Consider the following 22,354-nt stretch of genomic DNA (forward strand, 5'->3'; position numbering starts at 1 on the left):
CCCGGCGGTCGCGGACGAAGCCGGCGACAGTGGAGCAGGTGACTGAGAACGAGCGCCACCGGCTCTGATCTGTGCTGGAGTCGACGGGTGATCCGCGCCGGAGTCGACGAGTCGCCGTACTGTAGTACTCGTTTCAACGGTTACTATGGGACTTGGCTACTCTGAAAGCGTCCCCTTCGTGCTCGGCGCTCCCTCGCGACGCTCGTCCATTCGCGTCGCGTCGTCGAGCGCTCGCGTCAACGCTTTGAACAGCGCCTCGATCTCGTGGTGGGCGTTCTCGCCGGTCACCTCGAGGTGGAGCGTCAGCCCGGCGTTGAGCGCGAACGATTCGGCGAAGTGTCGGGCCATGTCGCTCGTGAACTCGCCGACGTGAGCCTGTGAGAACCGGCCGTCGAAGTAAAACCGGGGACGACCACTGACGTCGACGACGACCGAGGCGACGGCCTCGTCGAGCGGCACCCGCCGATCCGCGTAGCGGACGATTCCCGAGCGATCGCCGAGCGCCTCGTCGAACGCCGAGCCGAGGACGATCGCTACGTCCTCGATCGTGTGGTGGTCGTCGATCTCGAGGTCGCCGTCACAGCGGACCTCGAGGTCGAACAGGCCGTGGCTGGCGAACGCCGTCAGCATGTGATCGAAAAAGCCAATTCCCGTTTCGACGTCGGCCTCGCCGGTTCCGTCGATCGAGAGGTCGAGGTCGATCGTCGTCTCCGCCGTCTCCCGCCTGACGGTCGCAGTTCGCTCGCTCATGGCTGAACGAGGTTGGCGATGGTACAAGTCGATTCCGCTCGGTTGGGAGTCGCATCCGTTCGGCCTCGAGGGAGTAAATATCTCATTCTGTCGCCCAGGAATTATCGCGACTGGTCAAATCCTTCGAAACGCCTCGAGAAGTAGATGTGAAACGTCTAAACGATTCTGAGGCCGTTTCGAACCGTTGGAACGAACTGCCTAGGGGCGATGAAACGGGTCAAAATGACGGTAACATTCGGCCACCTATATGCTGAGCGGAGTGAAAGTCAGGATCAATCAGGAGGTGAACTGCCATCATGCAAGACCACACCCCGCTCCAGAACGATTCGCTCTCCCCGTCCAGCCCCGAGACGGACCACCAGTCCGGGGCACGACTCCGCCGATTCGCCCGCTCGCTCAAGGGCCCGGTGCAGTTCGTGTCCTTCTGGGCCGCCATCGCCCTCCCGTTCCTCCACGTTCCGCTGCTCGCAGGTGGGCTCAACGGCCTGAACGTTACGCTCGCGTTTCTCGGGCTGCTCGTCGCGAACCTCCTCGCCCTCTACGTCGGTCACGGCTACAATCAGCCCTGACAACCGTTTCGAATCCATTATTTTCTCCGCCCGCTCACGTGGAGTCACCCGATGACTGTTCGCGTCGACTGGCGCTCGAGTTGTAGTCTCACCGGCACGGTCCTTCGGTGGCTCGCCGTCCCCCTCGCGCTCCCACTCGTGCTGGCACTCCACGACGGTGACGACCCCGTCCCGTTCGTCGTCGCCATCGTCGTCACGATCGCAGTGGGGTTCGGCCTCGAGCGGCTGAGCCAGGACCGCGACATCGGCCAGCGTGAAGGGTTCCTGATGGTCGCGCTGACCTGGTTCGGGGTTGCGGCTGTCGGCGCCATCCCGTTCGTCCTGGGGAGCGCAGGCAGTCTCGCCCATCCCGTCAACGCCCTCTTCGAGAGTATGAGCGGCGTCACGACGACGGGTGCGACCGTCATGGACGGAACTGGATTCGACGAAAATCCGCGTTCGATCCTGCTGTGGCGACAGCTCATCCAGTGGCTCGGCGGACTCGGCATCCTGATCGTCGCGCTCGCGTTGCTCTCGAACCTGCTCGTGGGTGGTGCGCAGCTGATGGAAACCGAGACACAGACGAAGAACGTCCGCAAACTGCGCCCACACATGGCCGACACCGCCCGGCTCATCTGGGGGCTGTACGTCGGACTGACGTTACTCGCCACGGCGACCTTCTACGCCCTCCACCTGCTGGGATTCGCGCCGAATATGGATCTGTTCAACGCGTTCTCACACGCGCTGACCAGCGTCGCCACCGCCGGCTTCTCGCCCGAACCCGACAGCGTCGGTGCGTTCTCTCCGCTCGTACAGTGGGCAGTCGTTCCCTTCATGCTCCTCGGGGCGACAAACTTCGTCCTGCTCTACTACGTCACGAACGGCGAGTACACCCGGCCGTTCCGGAACGAGGAGTTTCGCTTCTACCTCGGCGTCACCGCCACCTTCACCCTGGTCGTCGCCGCCGTCCTCCTCGTCGACGGCCACTACGACGGTCGACTCGAGCCGACGGTTCGACACGCGGTGTTCAACGTCGCCTCGATCATGACGACGACGGGGTACGCCTCGACGGACTTCGGTCTCTGGACGCCCGCGGCGACACACATGCTCTTTCTGGCGATGTTCGTCGGCGGGATGGCGGGGAGTACGACCTGTTCGATCAAGTCGCTGCGCTGGCTGATCGTCCTCAAGGCGTTCAAGCGCAACCTCTTTACGGCGGTTCATCCCCGTGCAGTCAGACCGATCCGGCTCAGCGGCGAGGTCGTCGAGGAGGACACGATCCGCGACGTCTTCTCGTACGTCCTGCTCGCCATCGTCATCTTCTTCTTGCTCACGATCTACCTCGTCGCGGACGCCGTCCGCGCTGGCGACCCGGTGACGGAGTTCGAGGCGCTCGGTGCGGCCGCGTCGATCTTTCTCAACATCGGCCCGGCCTTCGAGCGGGCGGGACCGTACGAGAACTACCTCGTCTTCTCGACCAGTTCTCGAGCCGTGATGATCGTGATGATGTGGGTCGGTCGAATCGAGATCATCCCCGTGCTCGTCCTGTTGACCCCGGCGTACTGGCGCTCGTGAACGCCGTTTCCGGCTCCAGACTCCTGCTCGCGTCCCGGCCAACTCCCCGAAAACGCCCGATGCGTTTTTGCCCGTCGTCCGACTCTTTCGGGGTGGGTGTGTAGTTCAGCCTGGAAGAACAGCTGAACCGTTGGGGGGTAGCCAGGGCGTGAGTCCGCGCGGCACGCCCACGTGGTCCGACGACCGCCGTCGCTCAGCAGGCCCGGGGTTCGAATCCTCGCTCACCCACTTTTCCGGCGTCGACTCACGCGGATTTCGGTCCCGATCGACCGGCGCGACGGCGCCTGTACTGCGGTTGCGCCAGGACTGACAGACAGCAGTCCGTCTCAGGGTCGACGGCGCACGAGTACCTGAACGAGCACGACGACCACCACCGTGATCACCAGCAACGCGAGCGCGATGGGGACGATTCCGTCGACGCCGTGGGCGACGAACGAGACCCACAGTCGCGTCGGCATCGTCCGCGGATTGTACGCGACCATCATCGTCGCGCCGAACTCACCGATCGCCCGCACGAACGTCAATACGACTCCTGCCGCGACGGCGGTTCGCGCCAGCGGAAACGATACGTGCCAGAACGTCTCGAGCGGGCCGTAGCCCATCGTCCGGGCGGCCTCCTCGAGTCGGCTGTCGACGGCGTCGAAGCCGGCGCGAGCGGTGACGACGAGGAAGGGTGCCGCGACGAACGTCTGGGCGAGGATCACGCCGACCAGACTGTCGGTTAGCGGCAGTCCGGCCGCGGTCGCGAGCGCGCCGACCGGCGTGTATCGGCCGACGAACGTCAGCAACACCGCCCCGCCGACGATCGGCGGGAGGACGAGCGGCAACAGGACGGCGATCTCGACGAGGCGTTTCCCCCGGAACGTCCCACGTGAGAGGACGTAGGCCAGGGGCACGCCGAAGACCGTCGCGATGGCCGTCGAGACGGGGGCCGTGAGCAGCGAGTTCCTGATCGCCTCCTGGGTCGCCGGCTCCGAAAGCGCCGAGCGGACGTCGATGGCGCCGACGCGGGCCGCGAAGAAGACGACGGGGACGACGAAGTACAGCAGCAAGAGCCCGCCGAGGGCCGCCGGGACGACGAGTTCGCGACTTCCCGCGAGAAACCCCGAGCCGACCGCCGCCGAGCCGCTGGACTGGCTCACGGAACGGGCGTCAGCGTCCTGACCGGTGGTCTCCGGGGCTCGAGTAGGGTCGCTCACGGCAGGATCCCCGGCGGCACCGAGTCGTGCGACCGGGGGAACGGCTCATCCGCCCGGAGCCCGTTGTCGGCCAGCAGGGCCGGCCGCTCGAGCAAGAACGCGAGGAACGCCTCGCCCGCGTCGGGCTCGTCGGCGTCCGTCCGGACCGTCGCGTTGTAGACGACGGGCGTTCCGTGGGCCGTGTAGCCCTCGTCCGTCGTGTACGATGCGCGCGCGTACTCGTCGGCGTACTCGGGGTTCGAGAAGTTGTACGCGTCGGACAGCTCGAGAAACGCCACGCCGTGATCGACGGCCATGTTCCGGTAGGAAATCGCACAGGCGCGGTTGCCCGTCTCGATTCCCGCCAGTAGCTGTGGCTCGTCGGGTTCGTGGTAGGCTCGCTCGAGCAGTCGCTCTCGAAACCCGTCGAGGCCGTAGCGGCGTTCGGCGAGTTCGAAGAGGTGGACGGCCCGGTAGCCGAGTGGGTCGAGGTCGGGATCGCTGATCGCGACCTCCCCCTCGTCGGCGTCGGCGACCACCTCGTACCACGGCTCGCCGTCCTCGAGTCGGCGTCCGAGCGCCGTCTCGGGTTCGTAAGCGATCCCGACCTCGTTGGCGGCGAACTCGACGTCCCACGCCGCGTGGTCGGGGTAGAGACGCTCGCGAAGCAGCGTCGCGTCCGCGCTGACCACCACGTCGGGGTGGCTCGAGCCGCTCTCGACCATCCGCATCACGGCGTTCGCGCCGTAGTACTCGCCCTGGTAGTCGATCCCCGTCTCGGCCTCGAACGCCGGTCCGACGACCTCCTCTAAGACGACCGCGAGGCTCCCTGCTGAGAGGATCCGTACGCGCTCGTCCCCGCTCCCGAGACAGCCGGCGAGTCCGGCCAGCCCCGCGACTGCCGTGCCACCGGCGGCGAGGAACGCACGGCGTCCGCGCCGGCTACTGTTTCCGTGGCGAGCGCTTCCCATGTGTGCCTCTCGTCGGCCCTGGTATTTGTAACTAATTATAGTTCCTTAGAAGAGTCTGTGGGCCCGATTTTGGTTAACATCGGCCGGCCGAACGCGCTCTTCGCACTGAATCGGCAGTTGGCGCTTACGGATCCGGTTTCGGGTCGCCGTCCCGACCGACCGGCTCGAGCGCCCAGACTGCCTCGAGCAGTTCCTCGAGGTCGTCGTCTCCGGTGGCGATCACCTCGCCGCCGATCGACGACCGCTCGCCGACGACGATCGTCGGCAGCGGCGCCTGCGTGAACCCTTCGACGAGGACGACGTTGTACCCCCGGCGACGGAAACGGGCGAGCGCTGCCTCGAGCGCGCGCAACTCGGGGTCCGTGCGCGCGTCGACGTCGAACAGCCAGCCCACGTCGGGATCGGACGGCGGCTCCCGTTTTCCCGCACTCGCGATCTCGAACGTCAGCTCGGGCGTGACGCCGACGACCGCGTCCGCGCCCGCTTCCCGGTGGCGATGGGTGTCCTTCCCGGGGGTGTCGACCTCGATCTCGTGGTGGATCGATTTGACCGTCCCGACCCGGCCGCGGTCGGCGAGTCGCGGTACGAGCCGTTCGATCAGCGTCGTCTTGCCGGCGTCGCTCGGCCCGGCGACGCACACGATCCGAAGCCCCGCGTGCTCGTCTCTGGTCATGGGAGAAGCCACCCGCTCGAGTGACCTAACGCTCCCGTTCGAGTCGTCGGCTACTCGTCCTCGAACTCGAGGGCGACCGAGTTGATGCAGTAGCGAAGGCCGGTCGGCTCCGGGCCGTCCTCGAAGACGTGGCCGAGGTGGCCGCCGCAGTTCCCACACAGCACCTCGGTACGGACCATGCCGTGGCTCGTGTCGGTGCGCGTCTCGATGCGGTCGTCATCGGTGTCGTAGAAACTCGGCCAGCCACAGCCGGACTCGAACTTCGTCCCGGCGTCGAACAGCGTCGCTCCACAGCCCGCACAGGTGTAGGTGCCGTCGTCCTCGTGATCGACGTACTCGCCGCTGAACGGCGGCTCGGTGCCCGCCTCGCGAAGGATCCGATACTCCTCCTCGGAGAGTCGTTCTCGCCACTCCGCCTCGGTCGCTGGCAGTTCGTCTCCCTCCTGGCTCATAGCGGTGTGTAGGGCCGAGAGGCGTAAGTGTCTGTCTCCGTACTCGGTACGCTACGGACGAACACGCAGCGAGTGTGGGCCTACCGGATGCACCGGCTCACAACGACGGCTGTAACTGTGTGCCGGTGATCGCCCCACCGAGACAGCGATCACCGGTGAGAGACGACAACCGTCGGTATCACGCGATGGACTGGCCCGTAATGACGTTCGTGCTGTCGCAGTTGGGACACTGCGTCATCCGGCCGAGCTTCGGAACCTCGATCTGGATCCACTCCTCGTCGCCGTCGGGCGCTTCGAATCCACAGTTCAGACACCGTGACCGCTTTCGCGTGGTCGACTTGCTGGCCATGCACTGCTCTATGTCACCGATAACCATATTGGTTTCCACGGAGCCAGTCGTCGAGACGCCCGACCCATCCGCGTCGGCTCGCAAGACTACAACGAGGACTCGAGCCAGCGACGCTCGTCGTCGTCGGTCGATCCACGGTCTGACTCTCCAGAACGAGACCCGTCGTACGCGAGCACCGGCTCGACCGCATCGCCGCGATCGAGCGCTTCGAGCCGGTCGAGAACGTCGATCGGTCGGTCGCCGTCGTACGACGGGGCGACGTGGACGAGGTCGTCGCCGCGGTACTCGGCCAGCGCGAGCGTCGGCAGTCGACACACGACGAACGAGTCGTCGGTGAACGTAGCGTCGACCCGCCTGGTTCGGAAGAACGGCTCGAGGTCGCGGCCAGTCCGCGCTGCCCACCGCTCGAACGCGGCGAGCGTTCGCTCGATCCGCTCGAGTTCCGGGACGCGTCTTCGGTGAGCCGTCCGCTCGAACGCTGCTCCCCAGACGCGAACCGACACCGAGACGATCGAGTCGTGGCTCTCGAGCTCGTCGAGCCACTCGAGCGCGCGCTCGTGGTTCGGCCCTGCGGTCGTGGGTGCGAACGAGCGCATCCAGAGTTCGACGGTCCTGGGTTCGCGATTCTGGTCGGTCACGTGTGGACGCTCTCCACCACGAACGGCATGAAAAGTGTTGGTGCCGATTGCGTTCGGGTGAGTCTCGTGGAGACGGACCTGTACGGTTGCCCGAACGACCGACGCTGGTCGCTTCGGGGCGACAGCTCCTATCGCGTCGGGACGCGGTCTCCCGGCTCGAGACCCGTCCGTCCGGGTTCGGCGGTCGGGACGGCCGAGACCCGCTGGAACACCGCCTCGGGGTCGCGGTTCCAGTGCCAGTGCCAGCGGGTGCGCGCGACACACCACAGCTTCCGGGCCGTCGACAGCGACGGTTCCTCGGTGAGCACGTCGTACCCTTGGGCCCGGATCAGCCGGTGGTGTTCGGCGTAGAGGACGGCCGCGAGCAACACCGGAAGCTGGCAGTCCTCGGGGAGATACCGGATGCCGGCGACGCCCTCGCGGTAGAGGGCTTCGGTCCGCCTGAGCTCCTCGGCCATCGCCGTCGCGAACGAGTCGCTCATCTCGAGGCCCTCGACCTGTTCGGCCGGGACGGCGTGAGCGCGCAGCGTCTCCTGGGGGAGGTAGATCCGGTCGCGCTCGAGGACGTCCTCGCGGACGTCACGGAGGAAGTTCGTCAGCTGGAACGCCTCACCGAGTTTGATCGCGTGTGGCAGCGCCGTCTCGGGATCGTCGGGCTCCATGATCGCCGTCATCATCACACCGACGGCGGCAGCCGAGCCACGCATGTAGCTCTCGAGTTCCGCGTAGGTTTCGTACCGGCTCGTATGGATGTCCGTCTTCATCGCATCGATGAACTTCTCGACTTCCTCGTCGGCGATGTCGTAGCGTTCGCGGAGTTCGCCGAAAGCGATCAGGACGGGGTCGTCGGGTTCGACCTCGCCGAGCGCCTGGGCACGGAGCGCCTCGAGCTGGGCGGCCTGCTCGTCCGGTGAGACGCCGGCGGCGTCGTCGACGACCTCGTCGGCGATCCGGAAGAAGGCGTACAGCACGTGGGTCGCGTGCCGGACGCGGCGGGGGAGAAACCGCGTCGCGAGGTAGAACGTCTTCCCGGTCCGCCGCTGGATCTCCTTGCCGGCGTCGATGTGTTCCTGTTGTAAACTCATGTGTTCGGACCCGCCTGACGTCGGCGCGATGTCTATGGTTAGACAGATAGATATAAAATAGCACGCCCTCACCAGTCTGGGTAGCGGAAAATTACGTCGGGTAACAACAGTCAAATCGGCGGCGTACCGAGCCGATCGGGTGGTCAGTCGGTTCCGTGCGCCCCGTCGGCCCGTTCGGCCTCGAGCGCACCGTTTTCGAGTAATTCGTCGGCGAGCATCGGGAGGAACGCGCCGATATCGGTGACCATACCGATGGCCTGGGCGCTGCCACGGTCGAGCAGCTGGGTGACGGTCGCGGGGTTGATGTCGACGCAGACGGTCTTCGTCGTCGACGGGAGACAGTTGCCGACGGCCACCGAGTGCAACAACGTCGAGAGCATGAGCACGAGGTCGGCCTCCTGGGCCTGCTCACGGATGGCGTCCTGGGCCTCGATGGCGTCCGTGATCGTATCGGGCAGCGGCCCGTCGTCGCGGATCGAGCCCGCGAGGACGTACGGAACGTCGTTCTCGACACACTCGTACATCACGCCACCCCGGACGACGCCGTCCTCGACGGCGGCTTCGATACCGCCGGCGCGGACGATCTCGCTGATCGTGTAGATGTGGTGTTTGTGCCCCTTCCGCGGGTGCTCGAGCGTCTCCGTGTCGACGCCCAGCGAGGTGCCGTACAGGTCTCGTTCTAGGTCGTGAACTGCGAAGCCGTTGCCGGCGCTGATCGCGTCGACGTAGCCCTCGCGGACGAGTCTGGCGAGGGAGTTTCGCCCGCCGGCGTGAACGATCGCGGGGCCACAGACCACGAGGACGGTCCCGTCGTTCTCACGGACGTCGTGCATCTCGTCGGCGATTTCTTTGATCAGCGACGCCGACGGGCGTTCGCTCGAGACGCCACCCTGCATGAAGCCGAACGCCCCGCCGCCGTTTCGCGGGCGTTCGGGCGGCTCGACCCGGATGCCGGTGTCACCGGTGACGACCAGATCGCCCTCCGCGACCGCATTGAGCACCTTCGTGTGCACGCGCGGGCGCTCACCCGAGCGATCGACGACGAGCGCACAGTCCATCTCGACGTCCTCGACGTCGAGCCACTCGCCGTCGACACGGACGACGGTCGGGTGATTCGTCGTCGAGTAGAAGCCGACGGGAACGACCTGGTCGTCCGGCGCGGGCTCGAGCGTGGCGTCGCGCGGATCGGTCACCGTCGCGCCGTTCTGGTTCAGCTCGTGAACGATCTCCCGGAGCGTCTCCTCGGTCTCGGCGCGCACTTGCATCCGGCAGTAGCTCTCGTCGTGTTTGTGGCGGCCGACTTCGAACTCCTCGACCTCGAACTCGCCTCCGAGGTCCATCACGATTCCGAAACACCGACCCATCGTCCCCGAGTCGATGATGTGGCCCTCGAGTTCGACCGTACGCGTCACAGTCATCGGTGGTCGTTCGTGGCCCACCATCACAACCCTTGTGACTCCGGCTGACACAGCCGGTCGAGATCGAACGCTGAAGCTGCGTTCCCGACGTCAGTCGAACAGTTCGCCGTGGCGCTCGGCCAGGTTCGTGTACTCACCAGAGGAGTACTCCTCGAGGATCTCCTCGGGGTCGACGGTCGTCTCCTCGAGGGGGACGGCTTCGGCGGGAACGCCCCTGACGAACGACTCCGGGGCTACCTGGAAGCCCTCGGGAAGGACCGTCCCCGCGGCGACGATACATCGCTCGCCGACGGAGGCGCCGTCGTTGAGCGTCGCGTTGAACCCGATCAGCGTCCCGTCGCCGACGACCGCGTCGTTGAGGACGGCCCCGTGGCCGCACATCACGCGCTCGCCGAGCGTCGAGACGTGCAACGTCGCGTTGTCCCCGACGTGGGCCGATCGCCCGATCCGGACGGGGCCGACGTCGCCACGCAGGACGGAACCCGGCCAGACGCTCGCGTCGGCCTCGACCGTCACGTCGCCGACGAGCGTCGCCTCGCGGCTGACGTGTGCGTCCTCGTGGATCGTCGGTTCGGTTCCCTCGAACCCGTATCGCCGTCTGTCAACCATGCTTCGCGATAACGCAAGCCACGGCAAAAGACCTTTCTCGAGCTCTCCGTGACCGCGAACGAGCCGCCTGCGCCCACTTAGTCCGCCGAATCTGGCCGACCACACCGTCCGTCCAACCAGCGCCGGCCCCCGCTTTTGCACCTCGGCTGGACCGTTCACGACCGACGGTCATCTGTGTAGCACAGTATCCTGGCCTGCTCTAACACATAGCGTGAACTATTTTACGCTCAACTACGGATGCCTCACCAGGATGGTACACGAAAACATACGCGGAACTCTATCGAATTTGACCTGGGGAGAGCGATTCGGGTTGCTCTTGGTGGCTGGGGCCGTGGTGATGGTCCTCGACCTCATCAGGCGGCTGATCGTCGGCGACCTCGCGTTCTCGACGTTCTCGACGTTCCTGTGGCGAGGCCTGGTCGACGGGCTGGTCATCGGCCTCGCTGCCGTCGGCCTGTCGATGACCTACAGCATCCTTCGGTTCGCGAACTTCTCACACGGCGATCTCGTCACGACCGGCGCGTTCACCGGCTGGACCGCCGCGTGGCTCGTCGGCGGCATCGGTACGGCCGGACTGGGCTCGAAGCTCCTGTTGAACGCCGACCGCGCCACCTCGGCCCGGGAGCTCGGGCTGCACTTTTACGCCGAGCCGCTGGCGATCATCGGCGGGCTGATCGTGGCGGCGGTGGGGACGATCGCCGTGGCGCTGGCGATCGACCGGCTCGTCTACCGGCGGATGCGAACCGCCGGCGGCATTCCGCTGTTGATCGCGAGCGTCGGGGTCGCGCTCGCGTTGCGCTACGTCATCGTCTTCTTCTACGGCGAGCGAACGCGGGGCGTGGTGCGGAGTTCGCCGACGCTCGAGCACTCGCTTCTGTTCTGGACCGACTCGATCGCCGTCCACCAGCTCGTCCTGGTGCTGTCGGCGGTCGGTCTCATGGTCGGACTCCACCTGCTCCTCCAGCGCACGAAACTCGGGAAGGCCATGCGCGCGATGGCCGACAACCGTGACCTGGCGCTGGTCACCGGCATTCCGACCGAGCGGGTCATCCTGGCGACCTGGGTGATCGGCGCCGGACTGACCGGCATGGCCGGCTACCTGATCGTCCTAGAGCAGGAGACGCTGAACTTCAACACCGGCTGGTTCCTCCTGCTCTTGATCTTCGCCGCGGTCATCCTCGGCGGCATCGGCTCGATCTACGGCGCGATCACCGGCGGGCTGATCATCGGGCTGGCGGACAATCTGATGCTCGTCTGGATCAGCGGCGACCTCACCCGCGTGGCGGCGTTCCTGTTGATGATCATGATTCTCATCTTCAAGCCGAACGGCTTGTTCGGAGGTGTCGAAACGGCATGAGTGACGATCCACCGGAGAACGACGGCGGAGGTTCGGGCGTCGACGGGACGCTCGGCGATCGGTTCGCAGCGCTCCCCCGCTGGCAGTCCGACCTGCTGCTCATCGTCGCAGCGTTGCTCGGCGTGTACGCCCTGATCGGCGGGCTCGGCCTCGTGACCGGCCTGAACTTCGGCGGCATTACGAGAACGCTTCGGACCGTCACGTTCTACGCCGCAGCGTACGCGCTGCTGGTCCTCGCACTCAACCTCCACTGGGGGTACACCGGGCTGTTCAACATCGGGGTCGCAGGCTTCATGGCCGTCGGCGCGTATACGATGGCGATCGCCACCGCGGACGTCGACCCGGGCGTCACCGGCACGCCGGGACTCGGGCTCCCCGTCCCGGTCGGCGTCGTCCTCGGGATGATCGCGGCCGGACTGGTCGGCCTGATCGTCGTGTTGCCGGCCCTGCGGATCCGTGCCGACTACTTCGCGATCGTCACGCTCGCGTTCGCCGAGGTGATCCGGCTGCTGATCACCTCCGGAGCGCTCCGGGAGTTCACGGTCCTCGGCCGCGAGCTCGGCACTGGCGGCGGCGCCGGGATCAACTTCGCGCGACTCGACACCGTCGTTCCGAGCTGGATTCTCTACCGGGGCGGGGACATCGAGCAGGGAACGAACCTCTTTGGCTACCAGCTGCTCACGATCACGAACGCGCTCGGCCTCGAACGAACGATGGTCGAAAACTGGCTGTACACCCTGACGATGCTCCTGTTGGTCGTCCTGGTGTTCTGGCTCCTGGTACGGACCGGAAACTCGCCGTTCGGGCGACTGCTCAAGGCGATCCGGGAGGACGAACTCGCCGCGAAGTCGCTCGGAAAGGACACTGACGTGGTGAAGATCAAGGTGTTCGTCCTCGGCTGTGCGATCATGGGGCTTGCGGGAATCTTCTGGCAGGGACGCAACGGCTACGTCGACCCCAACGCGTTCTTGCCGATCGTCACCTTCTACATCTTCATCGCGCTGATCATCGGTGGCTCCGGCTCGAACACCGGCAGCGTCATCGGCGCGATCGTCTTCGTCGGCCTCCTCTTGGAGGGACCGCCGTACGTCCAGCGGATCGTCCGCCAGAACGTCGACCTGCCCAGAGCCGACACGGTGTACGACGGCGTCGTGAGTCTCGGCAGTCTCGATCCGCTCCCGTTACTTGGCTACATCGTCGGTGAACTGCCGAACCTCCGGTTCATCCTGTTCGGGATCATCCTGATCGTCCTGATGATTTACCGGCCCGACGGACTGCTGGGCCACCGCAACGAGCCGGCGTCGCCGATCGACCTGCGCCGGGAACGCTCACCGAACGCCGGCGTCACGACACCCCGGCGCGCCGATGGAGGTGAGTCCGATGAGTGACGCCGACTCGAGCGCCATCAACCGGTCCGCCGACGCCGCTTCGGACGTCCCGCTTCGGATCGACGACCTGAAGAAGACGTTCGGTGGCGTCGTCGCCGTCGACGGCGCGAGCTTCGCCGTCGAACGCGAAACGATCACGGGACTGATCGGCCCGAACGGCGCCGGCAAGTCGACGACGTTCAACCTGATCACCGGGGTGCACACCCCGGACTCGGGACGCGTCGTCTTCGAAGGCGAGGAGATCACGGGGCTGAAACCGAACAAGGTCGCCAACCGGGGCCTCGTTCGGACGTTCCAGATCGCCCGCGAGCTCAGCGAGATGACCGTCCTCGAGAACATGTTGCTGGCGTTCGAGGGCCAGCAGGGCGAATCGCTGTGGCGGTCGGTGGCTCCCGTCGCCCGCAAAGCCGTCATCGAAGAGGAGCGCGAACTCTTAGAGCGCGTCTGGCAGACCCTCGAGCTGTTCGAGATCGACCACCTCGCTCACGAGGAGGCCGGGACGCTCTCGGGTGGACAGCGGAAACTCCTCGAGATGGCCCGGGCGCTGTTGACCGAGCCGGAGATGCTGTTGCTCGACGAGCCGATGGCCGGCGTGAACCCGTCGCTCGAGAAGAAACTGATCGATCGAATTCACGACCTGCGCGAGGAGGGCTACACCTTCCTGCTGGTCGAACACGACATGGACGTCATCATGGAACACTGCGAACACGTGATCGTCATGCACCAGGGGGCAGTGCTCTCGGAGGGCACGCCGGAAGAGATTCAGGCGGACGAACGCGTCATCGAGGCCTACCTCGGAGGTGAGATCTGATGTTAGCCGTCGACGCTCTCGACGCCGGCTACGGCGACTTCCAGGTGCTGTACGACGTCGATCTGACCGTCGATGAGGGCGAGTACGTCACCATCGTCGGCCCGAACGGCGCCGGCAAGTCGACCGTGATGAAGTCGGTCTTCGGGCTGACGACCTACATGGGCGGTCGCGTCGAGTTCCAGGGCGCAGAGATCAGCGGGCTCCGCCCCGAGGAGATCATCACCCACGGCATCGGCTACGTCCCCCAGAACGACAACGTCTTCGGCTCGCTGACCGTCCGCGAGAACCTCGAGATGGGCGCGTACATTCTCGACGAGGTTCCCCAGGAGTCCCTCGAGGCGGTCTTCGACAAGTTCCCGATCCTCGAAGAGCGCCAGGACCAGAAAGCCGGTAGCATGAGCGGCGGCCAGCAACAGATGGTCGCGATGGGCCGGGCACTGATGCTCGAGCCCGACCTGCTGTTGCTCGACGAGCCCTCGGCGGGGCTGGCCCCGGACCTCGTCGACGAGATGTTCGACCGCGTCGACGTGATCAACGAGAGTGGGACCGCGATCCTGATGGTCGAACAGAACGCCAAGGAGGCGCTCCGTCGCTGTGACCGTGGCTACGTGCTGGTCCAGGGACGAAACCGCTACGAGGACGACGGACAGGCGCTACTCGCCGACGAGCAGGTCAGACGCGACTTCCTCGGCGGCTAATCGCGGCACGCTGAAACGCGTGGCTCTGCTTTTTGTGAGCGGGCTGTGACCGTCGAGACAGGCGAGCCGCCTCCGCCGCCGTAGCCACTCTGGATCGCTGTGCCAGTTCTGGACGCACTGTGAGCGATGTGAACCCCGTTTCAGACGGCTGGCGGTACCGAGGGCGCGCTCGGGGACGGTTCTCGAGTGCGCCGAAACTGACGACAGCAGTCCGTAGCGGAGTTATTGATCGGCGAAAAATACTGAAAGGGATCCGACCGCCGCGGGTTCGCGTTAGTCTCCGAACTCGAGGGTGTCGGTGACCGTGATCTCGTAGTCACCGAAGTCGTGGATGTCGTAGGCGACGGAGGTCATGTCGCCGTTCTCGTCGAAGACGACGGGACTCGAGGCGCCCTGGTACTCGATCTCCTCGCCGTCTGCAGCGAGCTCGACGGCGTCAGCGAAGTTCGACGGGCCGACGACATCGCCGCCGGGGTCGGTGACCGCGCGAATGTGCGCACTGACGGTCTCCCCGTCGTTCTCGCCACCACGGAGGTTCGCCAGGATCTGGACGGCGCTGGCGTCGTAGGCCTGGGCGTTGAACACGCCCGGGCTGGTGCCGTACTCGTCCTCGTACAGCTCGGCGAAGGCGTCGGCTTCGGGACCGCCGGCGGCCGGCGACGTCCCGACCACGTTGTCCATCGGGTTGTCGACGTCGTCCGGGAGCCCGTCTTCGATGAGGCCGTCGGTGACCATGATCGGGAGCTCGTCGAAGCCCCCGTAGAAGTCACGGAAGATCTGGATGCCGCTGACCGGGAACGCGACGATCATGAGCAGGTCCGGATCGTCAGCGAGCACCTGTTCGAGCTCCGAGGTGTACGACGCCTGTTCGGGCTCGAATGGAACCTCCTCGAGGATCTCGCCGCCGAGGTCCTCGAATCCAGCGCTGAACTCGGCAGCGAGTGCCTGTCCGTACGCGTCGTTGGTGTGGAGAGCCGCTGCCGTCTCGAACCCCTGGTCCTCGTAGGCGAGTTCGGCCATCACGGCGCCCTGGAGCGCGTCACTCGGTGCGGTCCGCAGCACGTAGTCGCCGTCGAGGTCGGTAATTCCCGGCGCGGTGCTCGCCGGCGAAATCATCGGGACCTGGTTGGGGATCGCCACGCTCTCTGCGACCGGGATCGTGACGTCGGACGCCGCCGCGCCGGTGAACGACGGGTAGCCGGCAGCGACGAGGTCCTCCGCGCGGGAGATCCCTGCTTCGGACTCGGTCTGAGTGTCTTCACGCATGACGTCGACCGTCACCGAACTCCCCTCGTTCGCGAGCTGAATCGCCGGCAGCTCGGCAGCGTCCGCGATCGGCGTCCCCAGTTCGCCCAGGTCGCCGGTCTCCGGCTGCAAGATACCGTGCATGACGTCTCGCTCGTCAGGGTCGGTCCCTGGTGCGTCAGGTGCGGTGTCGTCGTCGTCGTCGTCGCCGTCATCGTCGCCCGCTGCGACCGGATCGTCCTCGCCGAGGCAGCCGGCAAGCGACATTCCGCCTGCGACACCCACACCAGCGAGTACTCTTCTCCTGCTGATTGGTACCATGTCATGAAATCACGTTCGAGGTACTATAAAAATATTGGCTTTCGCACCACTCAAATTGTGCCACACTCTGTCACGATACGCGTCCGTCACGGCTAGGCCCGCCAGTTGGACGCACCTGGATTTGCTGTAAGAGGCCACGACGCCCGAGACGTCCAGACACCTCGAGCGAACCCCGGTCCTCAGAGGACCATTGGGTTACGTGCCGCCGATCGCCGACCCACCGCTGGCGATCGGCGGTAAAGAGTTACACCGTTCCCTATCACGCCTCACCGTAGACCGGCACCGCGGCACCGCTCGTGACGCTCGTGGCGTCGCTACAGAGGACGGCCATCGTGGTGGCGATCTCTCGCGGCTCGACCCACGAGTCGTGGTCGGCGTCGGGCATCATCTCGCGATTCATCGGCGTGTCGATCACGCTCGGCATCACGCAGTTCGCCCGCACCACCCCCTCGTTCTCGGCCGCCAGCGTCTCGGTCAGGAGTCGGATTCCAGCCTTCGTGATCCGGTAGGGACCGTCGCCCTCGCCGCCCTCGAGCGACGAGCGCGCGCTCACGCTCACGATCGATCCCTCGCGCTCGCGCAGGTGAGGCAGGGCGTGTTTCGAGGCGAGAAACGCCGTCTTCAGGTTCACCTCGAGGAGAAACTCGAACTCCTCGAGGTCGGTCTCGGCGACGTCGTCGCCGCCGCGCCAGCTGCCCGCGACGTTGAGCAGGTGATCGACCCCGCCGTGATCGTCGACGAGCCGGTCGAACAGCGCCTCGACGTCGTCCTCGTCGGTCAGGTCCGCCTCGTAGAAGTGTGCCTCGTCGGGCTCGAGCAACGCGTCGTCCTCGTCGGGGGCGACCACGTCGACGGCACAGACGGTCGCACCCGCCTCGCGGAAGACTTCGACTGCGGCGCTGCCGAGTGCGCCGCTGGCGCCGGTGATCACCGCGACGGTTCCCTCGAAGTCGAACGTGGCCTTCGCTGACATAGCTCACCCTTGGTCGTCCGGCGGAATCAATGCACGGGTCGAGTGTTGGATGCTGTGAACTCGAGCCTCCGGAGCCCGGCACCCGTCGCCCTCGGGACGCTCGAGCCCGAGCGTCCGCGCTGGCGGGTCGACGGGCCGTTTCGCAGGGTTTTTGATAGCGACCGGGAAACGGGGCGGTATGACTGGGCCCTGGGACGACTGGAACCACATCCTCAAACTCGATCCCGACAAGAAACTCCCCGATGGGGTCACCTACGACGACCTCTGTGCGACCGGCACCGACGCGATCGAAGTCGGCGGGACGACCGGCATGACCGAGGAGAACATGAGCGCCGTCATCGAAGCGTGTGCCGACCACGACGTGCCGCTCTATCAGGAACCCTCGAGCCCGGACGTCGTCGTCGACGACGACGCCCTCGACGGCTACCTCGTTCCGACGGTGTTCAACGCCGGCTCGCCGTTCTGGATCACGGGCGCGCACAAGGAATGGATCCGGATCGAGGGCGAACTCGACTGGGAGCGGACGACGACCGAGGCCTACATCGTGTTAAACGGCGAAGCCGACGTCGCGACGTACACCCAGGCCGACTGTGACCTCTCGGCCGAGGACGTCGCCTCCTATGCGGTCGTCGCCGAACGGATGTTCGGCCAGGATATCGTGTACGTCGAGTACTCGGGCACCTTCGGCGATCCCGAACTCGTCTCGGCCGCGAGCGGCGCGCTCGAGGATGCGACGCTGTTTTACGGCGGTGGCATCCACGACTACGACTCGGCGTACACGATGGCCAGCTGTTCTGACGTGATCGTCGTCGGGAACCTCGCCTACGACGAGGGCGTCGACGCGATCCGGGAGACGGTCGAGGCGGCCAACGACGCCTGATCGAGACAACCCGTTCGGGATCGCGCCTCGAGCGCCCGTTCCCGACACCAGTTGGAGGGGTCGATCGAACCGTTCTGAGGGGTGTCCGATCAAACCGTTCGGAGTGTGTGAGTTATTCTTAGGGTGGTACGGCTGGTAGTCGTACCCAATGGCGGCCGCTCAACGGGACGGTTCCGATTCACGTTCGAATCGGGAGTACACGCTCGTCGTCGCAGTCGCGGACCTCGAGAGCGTCGAGCAGTTGCTGCGGACGGCGATCGACCTCGCGAGGGCGAACGACGGATCGCTGCTGGTCGTGACCGTCGTCCACAAGACGGCGACCTCGCCATTTCGACTCTTTCACGACGAACGCATCAAAGCGGAGTTCGCCGGAGGACACCACGACGTGCTCGAGCGGGCGGTGCGGGTGGCAGAGAACGCGTCGGTACCGGTCGAGGACCGGCTGCTGATCGGGACCGACGTCGCGGGGGCGATCCTCACGGCCGTCGAGGACGTCGAGGCCGACGAGCTCTTTCTCGGCTGGCAGGAACGGCCCCGCCCCTCTGACATCGTCCTCGGAACGACGGTCGACCCGGTCATCAGACGGGCGCCCTGTGACGTCTTCGTCGAACGCGTCGGAACCACTGCGGACGGCGTGGACTCGGTCCTGCTCTCGACCGTCGGTGGCCCCCACGTCCGACCGGCGACGGAGCTCGTGGCGGCCGTCGCAGCCGCGAACGACGCGACGGCAACGGTGGTCTCGTACGTCGATCCTGATGGGGACGAGACCGAACGGATGGCAGCCCGCGACCACGTCGAGTCGGCTTCGAAGCGGCTTCCGGACGTCCCCGTCGACGGCGCGGTCCGAGAGAGCGACGACGTCGCCGACTCGATCGTGACTGCAGCCGACGACCACGACCTGGTCGTCCTCGGTGCGACGCGAGAGCGGCGGTTCCGACGCCAGGTCGTCGGCACGGTCGCTGAAACGGTCAGTCGGCGTGCCGCCCCACCCGTCGTGATCGCGAAGCGCCACTCCGAGCGAAGCTTGCTCTCGAGTGTGTTCGACCGGTGGTGATCGCCCCGTTGCACTCACTCGCGTGCCGTCACCGCGTCCCGGAGTCGAGGGAGGGCTTCCGTCACGTCGTCGCGAAACACCGCGGTCGCGTCCCCGTCACACGGCGTCGCCTCGAGGTTGACGATCGCGAGCGAGCCGCCCGTCCGGGCCGCCTGTCGGGGGAGCGAGGCGGCCGGCTCGACGACCAGCGAGGAACCGATCGCGAGGAAGACGTCGCTCTCGCGGGCCAGTTGCCGTGAGCGCTGGAGCGTCGCAGCCGAGAGCCGTTCACCGAAGAGCACCACGTCGGGTTTGTAGACGCCACCACACGCACACCGCGGCGGGAGCTCCCCCTCGCGCACACGCTCGAGGATCGGCTCGTTCGACTGTCGGCGACCACAGTCCACGCAGCGTACCCGGTGGGCGTTGCCGTGCAGCTCGAGCAGATCGGCGCTCGAGTCGTCCTTGTCGTCGACATCGCTGTCGGTAACCGTCTCGAACGCCTGCGCGTGCAGCCCGTCGGTGTTCTGCGTGGCGATGGCGTCGAGGTGGCCGTCACAGGCGAGTTCGGCGAGCGTCTCGTGGGCGGCGTTTGGCTCGTAGCCGTCGCCGAACATCGTCTCGTAGAGCTCGAGCCGGTCCGTCCAGAAGCCGGCCGGGTCGCGCTGGAACCGGCCGTAGGTGAACTGGCCCTCCTCGAAGCGGTCCCAGACGCCGTCGTCGCCGCGGAAGGTAGGCACCCCCGAGGGCGCGGAGATGCCCGCGCCGGTCAGCGCGACGACCGTGTCGGCCTCCCTGATCTCCTCGGCGAGTCGCTCGAGGTCGTCCATGCTCGCAGCTTGCGCTCGAGGCGATAAAATTCGACCGGTGAGGTGACTGGGCAGATTCGCTTTTGAGGACGGCCGCTCAAGCACGAGTCGAAACGGATGGGAAAGAAAACGATCAGCGTCAGTGAGGAGACGTACCGTCGACTCGAGCGCGAGCGGCGAGCGGACGAGGACGTAAGCGACGTCATCGATCGGCTACTCCCCGGGGACGATGAAAATCCGCTCCGGGAGCTGGTTGGGCTCGTCGACGACGACGAACTCGGGGCGCTTCGACGACGAACGGTCGCGTTCAGGGACGACGTTGATGGGCGACTCGAGGCGACCGACGACGAGTGAGGCCGATCCCGGTCGCTCGAGGGAGTGACACAGAACGATTGCGCTTAAGTCCCGGCTCCGACAATCGGGTGGTATGCAGGATAGAACCTACACGGCAGACGCCGAGCCAGGCGACGAGGTAACCGTCGCCGGCTGGGTCCACGAGGTCCGTGACCTCGGTGGCATCGCGTTCCTGATTCTCCGCGACACGACCGGGCAGATCCAGGTCAAGTTCGAGAAAGAAGAGATGGACGACGACCTCGTCGAGACGGGACTCGGCGCCTCCCGCGAGAGCGTCGTCAGCGTCACCGGCGCAGTCGAGGAGGAACCCCGCGCGCCGACGGGCGTCGAGGTCACGCCCGAGTCGGTCGAGGTCGTCGCACCCGCCGACCCCGAACTGCCGCTGGACCCCTCCGGGAAGGTCGACGCCGACATCTCGACGCGGCTCGACAACCGCACGCTCGACCTGCGTAAGCCGGAGGTACAGGCCATCTTCGAGATCCGTGCCGAGATCCTCCGGGCCGCCCGCGAGCAGTTCCGCGAGCTCGAGTGCACCGAGATCACGACCCCGAAGATCGTCGCCACGGGGACCGAGGGCGGCACCGAGCTGTTCCCCATCACCTACTTCGGCCGCGAGGCGTTCATGAACCAGAGCCCGCAGCTGTTCAAGCAGCTGATCGCCGGCTCCAACCTCGAACGAGTCTTCGAGATCGGCCCGATCTTCCGCGCCGAAGAGCACAACACGCCCCGCCACCTGAACGAGGCGACCTCGATCGACTTCGAGGGCACCTACTGCGACGCGACCGACGCGATGGACGTCGCCGAGGCGGTCGTCACGGCCGCCTACGAGGGCGTCGCCGAGAACTGCGCCGACCAGCTCGAGACGCTGGGCCTCGCGGACGACTTCGAGGTGCCCGAGGGCGACTTCCCCCGGCTCACCTACGAGGAGGCCATCGAGCGCATCAACGCCACGGGCAAGCTCGACGAACAGCTCGTCTGGGGCGACGACCTCCCGACCGAGGGCGAGAAGGCCCTCGGCGAGGACGTCGGCAGCCACTACTTCATCACCGACTGGCCGAGCGAGATCAAGCCATTCTACATCAAAGATCACGACGACGACGAGCAGCTCTCGACCGGCTTCGACCTGATGCACCCGCGCATGGAACTGGTTTCGGGCGGGCAGCGTGAACACCGCTACGAGAAGCTCGAGGAAGGCTTCGAACAGCAGGGGCTCGACCCCGAGGAGTTCGAGTACTACACGAAGATGTTCAAGTACGGCATGCCGCCCCACGCCGGCTTCGGCCTCGGTGGCGAGCGGCTCGTGATGACGATCCTCGAGCTCGAGAACATCCGCGAGGCTGTTCTCTTCCCGAGAGATCGCCAGCGGTTGTCGCCGTAGGCGGGAACCCTGGGAGCCAGCGAGACGGAGGTGCGTTCCCCGTCGGTGCCGCGAGAGGCCGGAAGCAACCATGATACGAAGACGCACTATTGGAGTCGGGCTGCTGATCGTCGTGCTCGCCGTCGCCGTTTTAGCCGGTGGCCTGTTCCTCCTCGGGGAGTACTTCTCCCAGGACAGCTACGCGAGCGAGTACGAGTACGACGTCCGCGTGACGACGAACGGCACGCTGACGAACGCGACGATCCTGGTTCCGGCCCCCGCCCTCGAGGGAGAGTCGATCGTCGCCGTGGAGATCGACGACGGGGCACACGCCCTGCGGCCCGAGGAGGTCTCGAGCCGGATCGTCGAGACTGAACACGGCCCGATGCTCGAGGTGGCCGTCGAGGAGTTCGTCGTCGAACCCGAGTACTATCGGTTCGTCGAGGAGGGCGACGTAGGCTGGACGGAAGAGATCGACGCCGACGAGTACGATCCTGACGACCCCGAGATGTTCGTCCGCGACCACGAGTCCGTCGAACTCACCCTCTGGCTCGAGAGCGACGCCGAGGTCGACACGCGCGACCCGGTCGGGGCCGAGCCGTTGCTCGAGCCGCGATACGACGTGACCGAGACGACGTGCGAGAGCGGGGCAGAACGGTGTTACGAGTACGCGAGCCTGGCCGGCCTCGAGTACGAGGCCGACCCGGCCACGGCGGTCTCGGCGTCGGTGACGTTCCGCGGCGAGAACAGCTGGTGGACCGGCGGCTGGAACGGGAACTGGTACGAGGATCGCGTGGCCGTCGAGGCCACGGGGCCGCAGTCGGAGTGGGTCACCGCGAGCGGAGAACTCGAGGCAGGTTGGGGGTCGTACCGGTAAGCGGA

At 66.1% G+C, this 22,354-nt stretch carries 24 protein-coding genes and 1 tRNA gene; 12 read left to right on the forward strand and 13 right to left on the reverse strand.

What is annotated here, in order from left to right; all coding sequences use genetic code 11:
- Positions 1–156 precede the first annotated feature (156 nt).
- The gene (hisB, locus tag NMQ09_RS14025; protein ID WP_255191203.1) at positions 157–750 is read right to left on the reverse strand and encodes an imidazoleglycerol-phosphate dehydratase HisB; all 594 of its coding nucleotides are present in this window, start codon (positions 748–750) and stop codon (positions 157–159) included.
- 296 nt (positions 751–1,046) lie between these two features.
- Here hisB and NMQ09_RS14030 point away from each other — a divergent pair, with 296 nt between their 5' ends.
- The 3 genes from NMQ09_RS14030 (at position 1,047) to NMQ09_RS14040 (ending at position 3,101) form a co-directional block, all read left to right on the forward strand.
- Complete coding sequence (locus NMQ09_RS14030; protein WP_255191204.1) at positions 1,047–1,319, forward strand: DUF8028 family protein; 273 nt, start codon at positions 1,047–1,049, stop codon at positions 1,317–1,319.
- A gap of 51 nt (positions 1,320–1,370) precedes the next feature.
- Positions 1,371–2,873: a TrkH family potassium uptake protein gene (locus NMQ09_RS14035; protein ID WP_255191205.1), complete on the forward strand. Its 1,503-nt coding sequence runs from the start codon at positions 1,371–1,373 to the stop codon at positions 2,871–2,873.
- Positions 2,874–2,967: 94 nt separating this feature from the next.
- A tRNA-OTHER gene (locus NMQ09_RS14040) sits at positions 2,968–3,101 on the forward strand.
- 98 nt (positions 3,102–3,199) lie between these two features.
- Here NMQ09_RS14040 and NMQ09_RS14045 read toward each other — a convergent pair.
- The 9 genes from NMQ09_RS14045 to NMQ09_RS14085 all read right to left on the reverse strand — a co-directional run bounded on the left by NMQ09_RS14045 (position 3,200) and on the right by NMQ09_RS14085 (position 10,246).
- A complete protein-coding gene (locus NMQ09_RS14045) occupies positions 3,200–4,015 on the reverse strand; it encodes an ABC transporter permease (protein WP_255194598.1) in 816 nt (271 codons plus the stop codon).
- 53 nt (positions 4,016–4,068) lie between these two features.
- Positions 4,069–5,022: an extracellular solute-binding protein gene (locus NMQ09_RS14050; RefSeq protein WP_255191206.1), complete on the reverse strand. Its 954-nt coding sequence runs from the start codon at positions 5,020–5,022 to the stop codon at positions 4,069–4,071.
- Positions 5,023–5,146: 124 nt separating this feature from the next.
- On the reverse strand, positions 5,147–5,695 hold the full coding sequence (gene mobB / locus NMQ09_RS14055) for a molybdopterin-guanine dinucleotide biosynthesis protein B (protein ID WP_255191207.1): 549 nt from the start codon (positions 5,693–5,695) through the stop codon (positions 5,147–5,149).
- Between the two features lie 50 nt (positions 5,696–5,745).
- A complete protein-coding gene (gene msrB, locus NMQ09_RS14060; RefSeq protein ID WP_255191208.1) occupies positions 5,746–6,147 on the reverse strand; it encodes a peptide-methionine (R)-S-oxide reductase MsrB in 402 nt (133 codons plus the stop codon).
- 178 nt (positions 6,148–6,325) lie between these two features.
- Positions 6,326–6,496: an anaerobic ribonucleoside-triphosphate reductase gene (locus NMQ09_RS14065; protein WP_255191209.1), complete on the reverse strand. Its 171-nt coding sequence runs from the start codon at positions 6,494–6,496 to the stop codon at positions 6,326–6,328.
- 86 nt (positions 6,497–6,582) lie between these two features.
- Positions 6,583–7,134, reverse strand: a complete 552-nt coding sequence (locus tag NMQ09_RS14070) for an HTH domain-containing protein (RefSeq protein ID WP_255191210.1) — start codon at positions 7,132–7,134, stop codon at positions 6,583–6,585.
- Between the two features lie 128 nt (positions 7,135–7,262).
- Positions 7,263–8,219: a phytoene/squalene synthase family protein gene (locus tag NMQ09_RS14075; RefSeq protein WP_255191211.1), complete on the reverse strand. Its 957-nt coding sequence runs from the start codon at positions 8,217–8,219 to the stop codon at positions 7,263–7,265.
- A 143-nt stretch (positions 8,220–8,362) separates the two neighbouring features.
- Complete coding sequence (locus tag NMQ09_RS14080; protein WP_255191212.1) at positions 8,363–9,637, reverse strand: ornithine cyclodeaminase, nickel-pincer nucleotide-dependent; 1,275 nt, start codon at positions 9,635–9,637, stop codon at positions 8,363–8,365.
- A gap of 90 nt (positions 9,638–9,727) precedes the next feature.
- Complete coding sequence (locus tag NMQ09_RS14085; RefSeq protein WP_255191213.1) at positions 9,728–10,246, reverse strand: gamma carbonic anhydrase family protein; 519 nt, start codon at positions 10,244–10,246, stop codon at positions 9,728–9,730.
- 337 nt (positions 10,247–10,583) lie between these two features.
- On the opposite strand from NMQ09_RS14085, the gene NMQ09_RS14090 reads away from it, so the two are divergent.
- The 4 genes from NMQ09_RS14090 to NMQ09_RS14105 are packed head-to-tail and all read left to right on the forward strand — an operon-like array spanning position 10,584 to position 14,500.
- Complete coding sequence (locus NMQ09_RS14090) at positions 10,584–11,603, forward strand: branched-chain amino acid ABC transporter permease (protein WP_425607240.1); 1,020 nt, start codon at positions 10,584–10,586, stop codon at positions 11,601–11,603.
- Positions 11,600–12,991, forward strand: coding sequence for a branched-chain amino acid ABC transporter permease (locus NMQ09_RS14095; protein ID WP_255191215.1), 1,392 nt, complete (start codon positions 11,600–11,602; stop codon positions 12,989–12,991). The genes NMQ09_RS14090 and NMQ09_RS14095 overlap by 4 nt, the downstream gene beginning before the upstream one ends.
- Positions 12,984–13,802: an ABC transporter ATP-binding protein gene (locus tag NMQ09_RS14100; protein ID WP_255191216.1), complete on the forward strand. Its 819-nt coding sequence runs from the start codon at positions 12,984–12,986 to the stop codon at positions 13,800–13,802. The genes NMQ09_RS14095 and NMQ09_RS14100 overlap by 8 nt, the downstream gene beginning before the upstream one ends.
- Positions 13,802–14,500, forward strand: coding sequence for an ABC transporter ATP-binding protein (locus tag NMQ09_RS14105; protein ID WP_255191217.1), 699 nt, complete (start codon positions 13,802–13,804; stop codon positions 14,498–14,500). Before NMQ09_RS14100 ends, NMQ09_RS14105 begins: the two co-directional genes overlap by 1 nt.
- 273 nt (positions 14,501–14,773) lie before the next feature.
- Here the strand turns inward: NMQ09_RS14105 and NMQ09_RS14110 are convergent, their stop codons facing one another.
- Together NMQ09_RS14110 and NMQ09_RS14115 are read right to left on the reverse strand one after the other, a co-directional pair.
- Positions 14,774–16,012 carry an ABC transporter substrate-binding protein gene (locus NMQ09_RS14110; protein ID WP_425607241.1) on the reverse strand — a complete coding sequence of 413 codons (1,239 nt, stop codon included), beginning with the start codon at positions 16,010–16,012 and terminating at the stop codon, positions 14,774–14,776.
- A gap of 313 nt (positions 16,013–16,325) precedes the next feature.
- Entirely contained in the window at positions 16,326–17,039 is a 714-nt protein-coding gene (locus NMQ09_RS14115; RefSeq protein WP_255191219.1) for an SDR family oxidoreductase, read from the reverse strand.
- 178 nt (positions 17,040–17,217) lie between these two features.
- On the opposite strand from NMQ09_RS14115, the gene NMQ09_RS14120 reads away from it, so the two are divergent.
- Both NMQ09_RS14120 and NMQ09_RS14125 read left to right on the forward strand, forming a co-directional pair.
- On the forward strand, positions 17,218–17,919 hold the full coding sequence (locus tag NMQ09_RS14120) for a phosphoglycerol geranylgeranyltransferase (protein ID WP_255191220.1): 702 nt from the start codon (positions 17,218–17,220) through the stop codon (positions 17,917–17,919).
- A gap of 148 nt (positions 17,920–18,067) precedes the next feature.
- Positions 18,068–18,973 carry a universal stress protein gene (locus NMQ09_RS14125; RefSeq protein ID WP_255191221.1) on the forward strand — a complete coding sequence of 302 codons (906 nt, stop codon included), beginning with the start codon at positions 18,068–18,070 and terminating at the stop codon, positions 18,971–18,973.
- Positions 18,974–18,987: 14 nt separating this feature from the next.
- Here NMQ09_RS14125 and NMQ09_RS14130 read toward each other — a convergent pair whose 3' ends face one another.
- Complete coding sequence (locus NMQ09_RS14130; protein WP_255191222.1) at positions 18,988–19,782, reverse strand: SIR2 family NAD-dependent protein deacylase; 795 nt, start codon at positions 19,780–19,782, stop codon at positions 18,988–18,990.
- A 96-nt stretch (positions 19,783–19,878) separates the two neighbouring features.
- On the opposite strand from NMQ09_RS14130, the gene NMQ09_RS14135 reads away from it, so the two are divergent.
- The 3 genes from NMQ09_RS14135 to NMQ09_RS14145 all read left to right on the forward strand — a co-directional run bounded on the left by NMQ09_RS14135 (position 19,879) and on the right by NMQ09_RS14145 (position 22,349).
- The gene (locus tag NMQ09_RS14135) at positions 19,879–20,115 is read left to right on the forward strand and encodes an antitoxin VapB family protein (RefSeq protein ID WP_255191223.1); all 237 of its coding nucleotides are present in this window, start codon (positions 19,879–19,881) and stop codon (positions 20,113–20,115) included.
- A gap of 73 nt (positions 20,116–20,188) precedes the next feature.
- On the forward strand, positions 20,189–21,493 hold the full coding sequence (gene aspS / locus NMQ09_RS14140; protein WP_255191224.1) for an aspartate--tRNA(Asn) ligase: 1,305 nt from the start codon (positions 20,189–20,191) through the stop codon (positions 21,491–21,493).
- A gap of 70 nt (positions 21,494–21,563) precedes the next feature.
- Positions 21,564–22,349, forward strand: a complete 786-nt coding sequence (locus tag NMQ09_RS14145; RefSeq protein WP_255191225.1) for a hypothetical protein — start codon at positions 21,564–21,566, stop codon at positions 22,347–22,349.
- Positions 22,350–22,354: the final 5 nt, after the last annotated feature.

Origin of the sequence: Natronobeatus ordinarius (genome assembly GCF_024362485.1) — an archaeon.
Classification (GTDB): Archaea; Halobacteriota; Halobacteria; order Halobacteriales; family Natrialbaceae; genus Natronobeatus; species Natronobeatus ordinarius.

What these genes read in the sequence shown, in the direction of transcription:
- hisB (WP_255191203.1), bottom strand. Translation starts at nt 750, where the DNA reads ATGAGCGAGCGAACTGCGACCGTCAGGCGGGAGACGGCGGAGACGACG.
- NMQ09_RS14030 (WP_255191204.1), top strand. Translation starts at nt 1,047, where the DNA reads ATGCAAGACCACACCCCGCTCCAGAACGATTCGCTCTCCCCGTCCAGC.
- NMQ09_RS14035 (WP_255191205.1), top strand. Translation starts at nt 1,371, where the DNA reads ATGACTGTTCGCGTCGACTGGCGCTCGAGTTGTAGTCTCACCGGCACG.
- NMQ09_RS14050 (WP_255191206.1), bottom strand. Translation starts at nt 5,022, where the DNA reads ATGGGAAGCGCTCGCCACGGAAACAGTAGCCGGCGCGGACGCCGTGCG.
- mobB (WP_255191207.1), bottom strand. Translation starts at nt 5,695, where the DNA reads ATGACCAGAGACGAGCACGCGGGGCTTCGGATCGTGTGCGTCGCCGGG.
- msrB (WP_255191208.1), bottom strand. Translation starts at nt 6,147, where the DNA reads ATGAGCCAGGAGGGAGACGAACTGCCAGCGACCGAGGCGGAGTGGCGA.
- NMQ09_RS14065 (WP_255191209.1), bottom strand. Translation starts at nt 6,496, where the DNA reads ATGGCCAGCAAGTCGACCACGCGAAAGCGGTCACGGTGTCTGAACTGT.
- NMQ09_RS14075 (WP_255191211.1), bottom strand. Translation starts at nt 8,219, where the DNA reads ATGAGTTTACAACAGGAACACATCGACGCCGGCAAGGAGATCCAGCGG.
- NMQ09_RS14080 (WP_255191212.1), bottom strand. Translation starts at nt 9,637, where the DNA reads ATGACTGTGACGCGTACGGTCGAACTCGAGGGCCACATCATCGACTCG.
- NMQ09_RS14085 (WP_255191213.1), bottom strand. Translation starts at nt 10,246, where the DNA reads ATGGTTGACAGACGGCGATACGGGTTCGAGGGAACCGAACCGACGATC.
- NMQ09_RS14090 (WP_425607240.1), top strand. Translation starts at nt 10,584, where the DNA reads ATGGTCCTCGACCTCATCAGGCGGCTGATCGTCGGCGACCTCGCGTTC.
- NMQ09_RS14095 (WP_255191215.1), top strand. Translation starts at nt 11,600, where the DNA reads ATGAGTGACGATCCACCGGAGAACGACGGCGGAGGTTCGGGCGTCGAC.
- NMQ09_RS14100 (WP_255191216.1), top strand. Translation starts at nt 12,984, where the DNA reads ATGAGTGACGCCGACTCGAGCGCCATCAACCGGTCCGCCGACGCCGCT.
- NMQ09_RS14105 (WP_255191217.1), top strand. Translation starts at nt 13,802, where the DNA reads ATGTTAGCCGTCGACGCTCTCGACGCCGGCTACGGCGACTTCCAGGTG.
- NMQ09_RS14110 (WP_425607241.1), bottom strand. Translation starts at nt 16,012, where the DNA reads ATGTCGCTTGCCGGCTGCCTCGGCGAGGACGATCCGGTCGCAGCGGGC.
- NMQ09_RS14115 (WP_255191219.1), bottom strand. Translation starts at nt 17,039, where the DNA reads ATGTCAGCGAAGGCCACGTTCGACTTCGAGGGAACCGTCGCGGTGATC.
- NMQ09_RS14120 (WP_255191220.1), top strand. Translation starts at nt 17,218, where the DNA reads ATGACTGGGCCCTGGGACGACTGGAACCACATCCTCAAACTCGATCCC.
- NMQ09_RS14125 (WP_255191221.1), top strand. Translation starts at nt 18,068, where the DNA reads ATGGCGGCCGCTCAACGGGACGGTTCCGATTCACGTTCGAATCGGGAG.
- NMQ09_RS14130 (WP_255191222.1), bottom strand. Translation starts at nt 19,782, where the DNA reads ATGGACGACCTCGAGCGACTCGCCGAGGAGATCAGGGAGGCCGACACG.
- NMQ09_RS14135 (WP_255191223.1), top strand. Translation starts at nt 19,879, where the DNA reads ATGGGAAAGAAAACGATCAGCGTCAGTGAGGAGACGTACCGTCGACTC.
- aspS (WP_255191224.1), top strand. Translation starts at nt 20,189, where the DNA reads ATGCAGGATAGAACCTACACGGCAGACGCCGAGCCAGGCGACGAGGTA.
- NMQ09_RS14145 (WP_255191225.1), top strand. Translation starts at nt 21,564, where the DNA reads ATGATACGAAGACGCACTATTGGAGTCGGGCTGCTGATCGTCGTGCTC.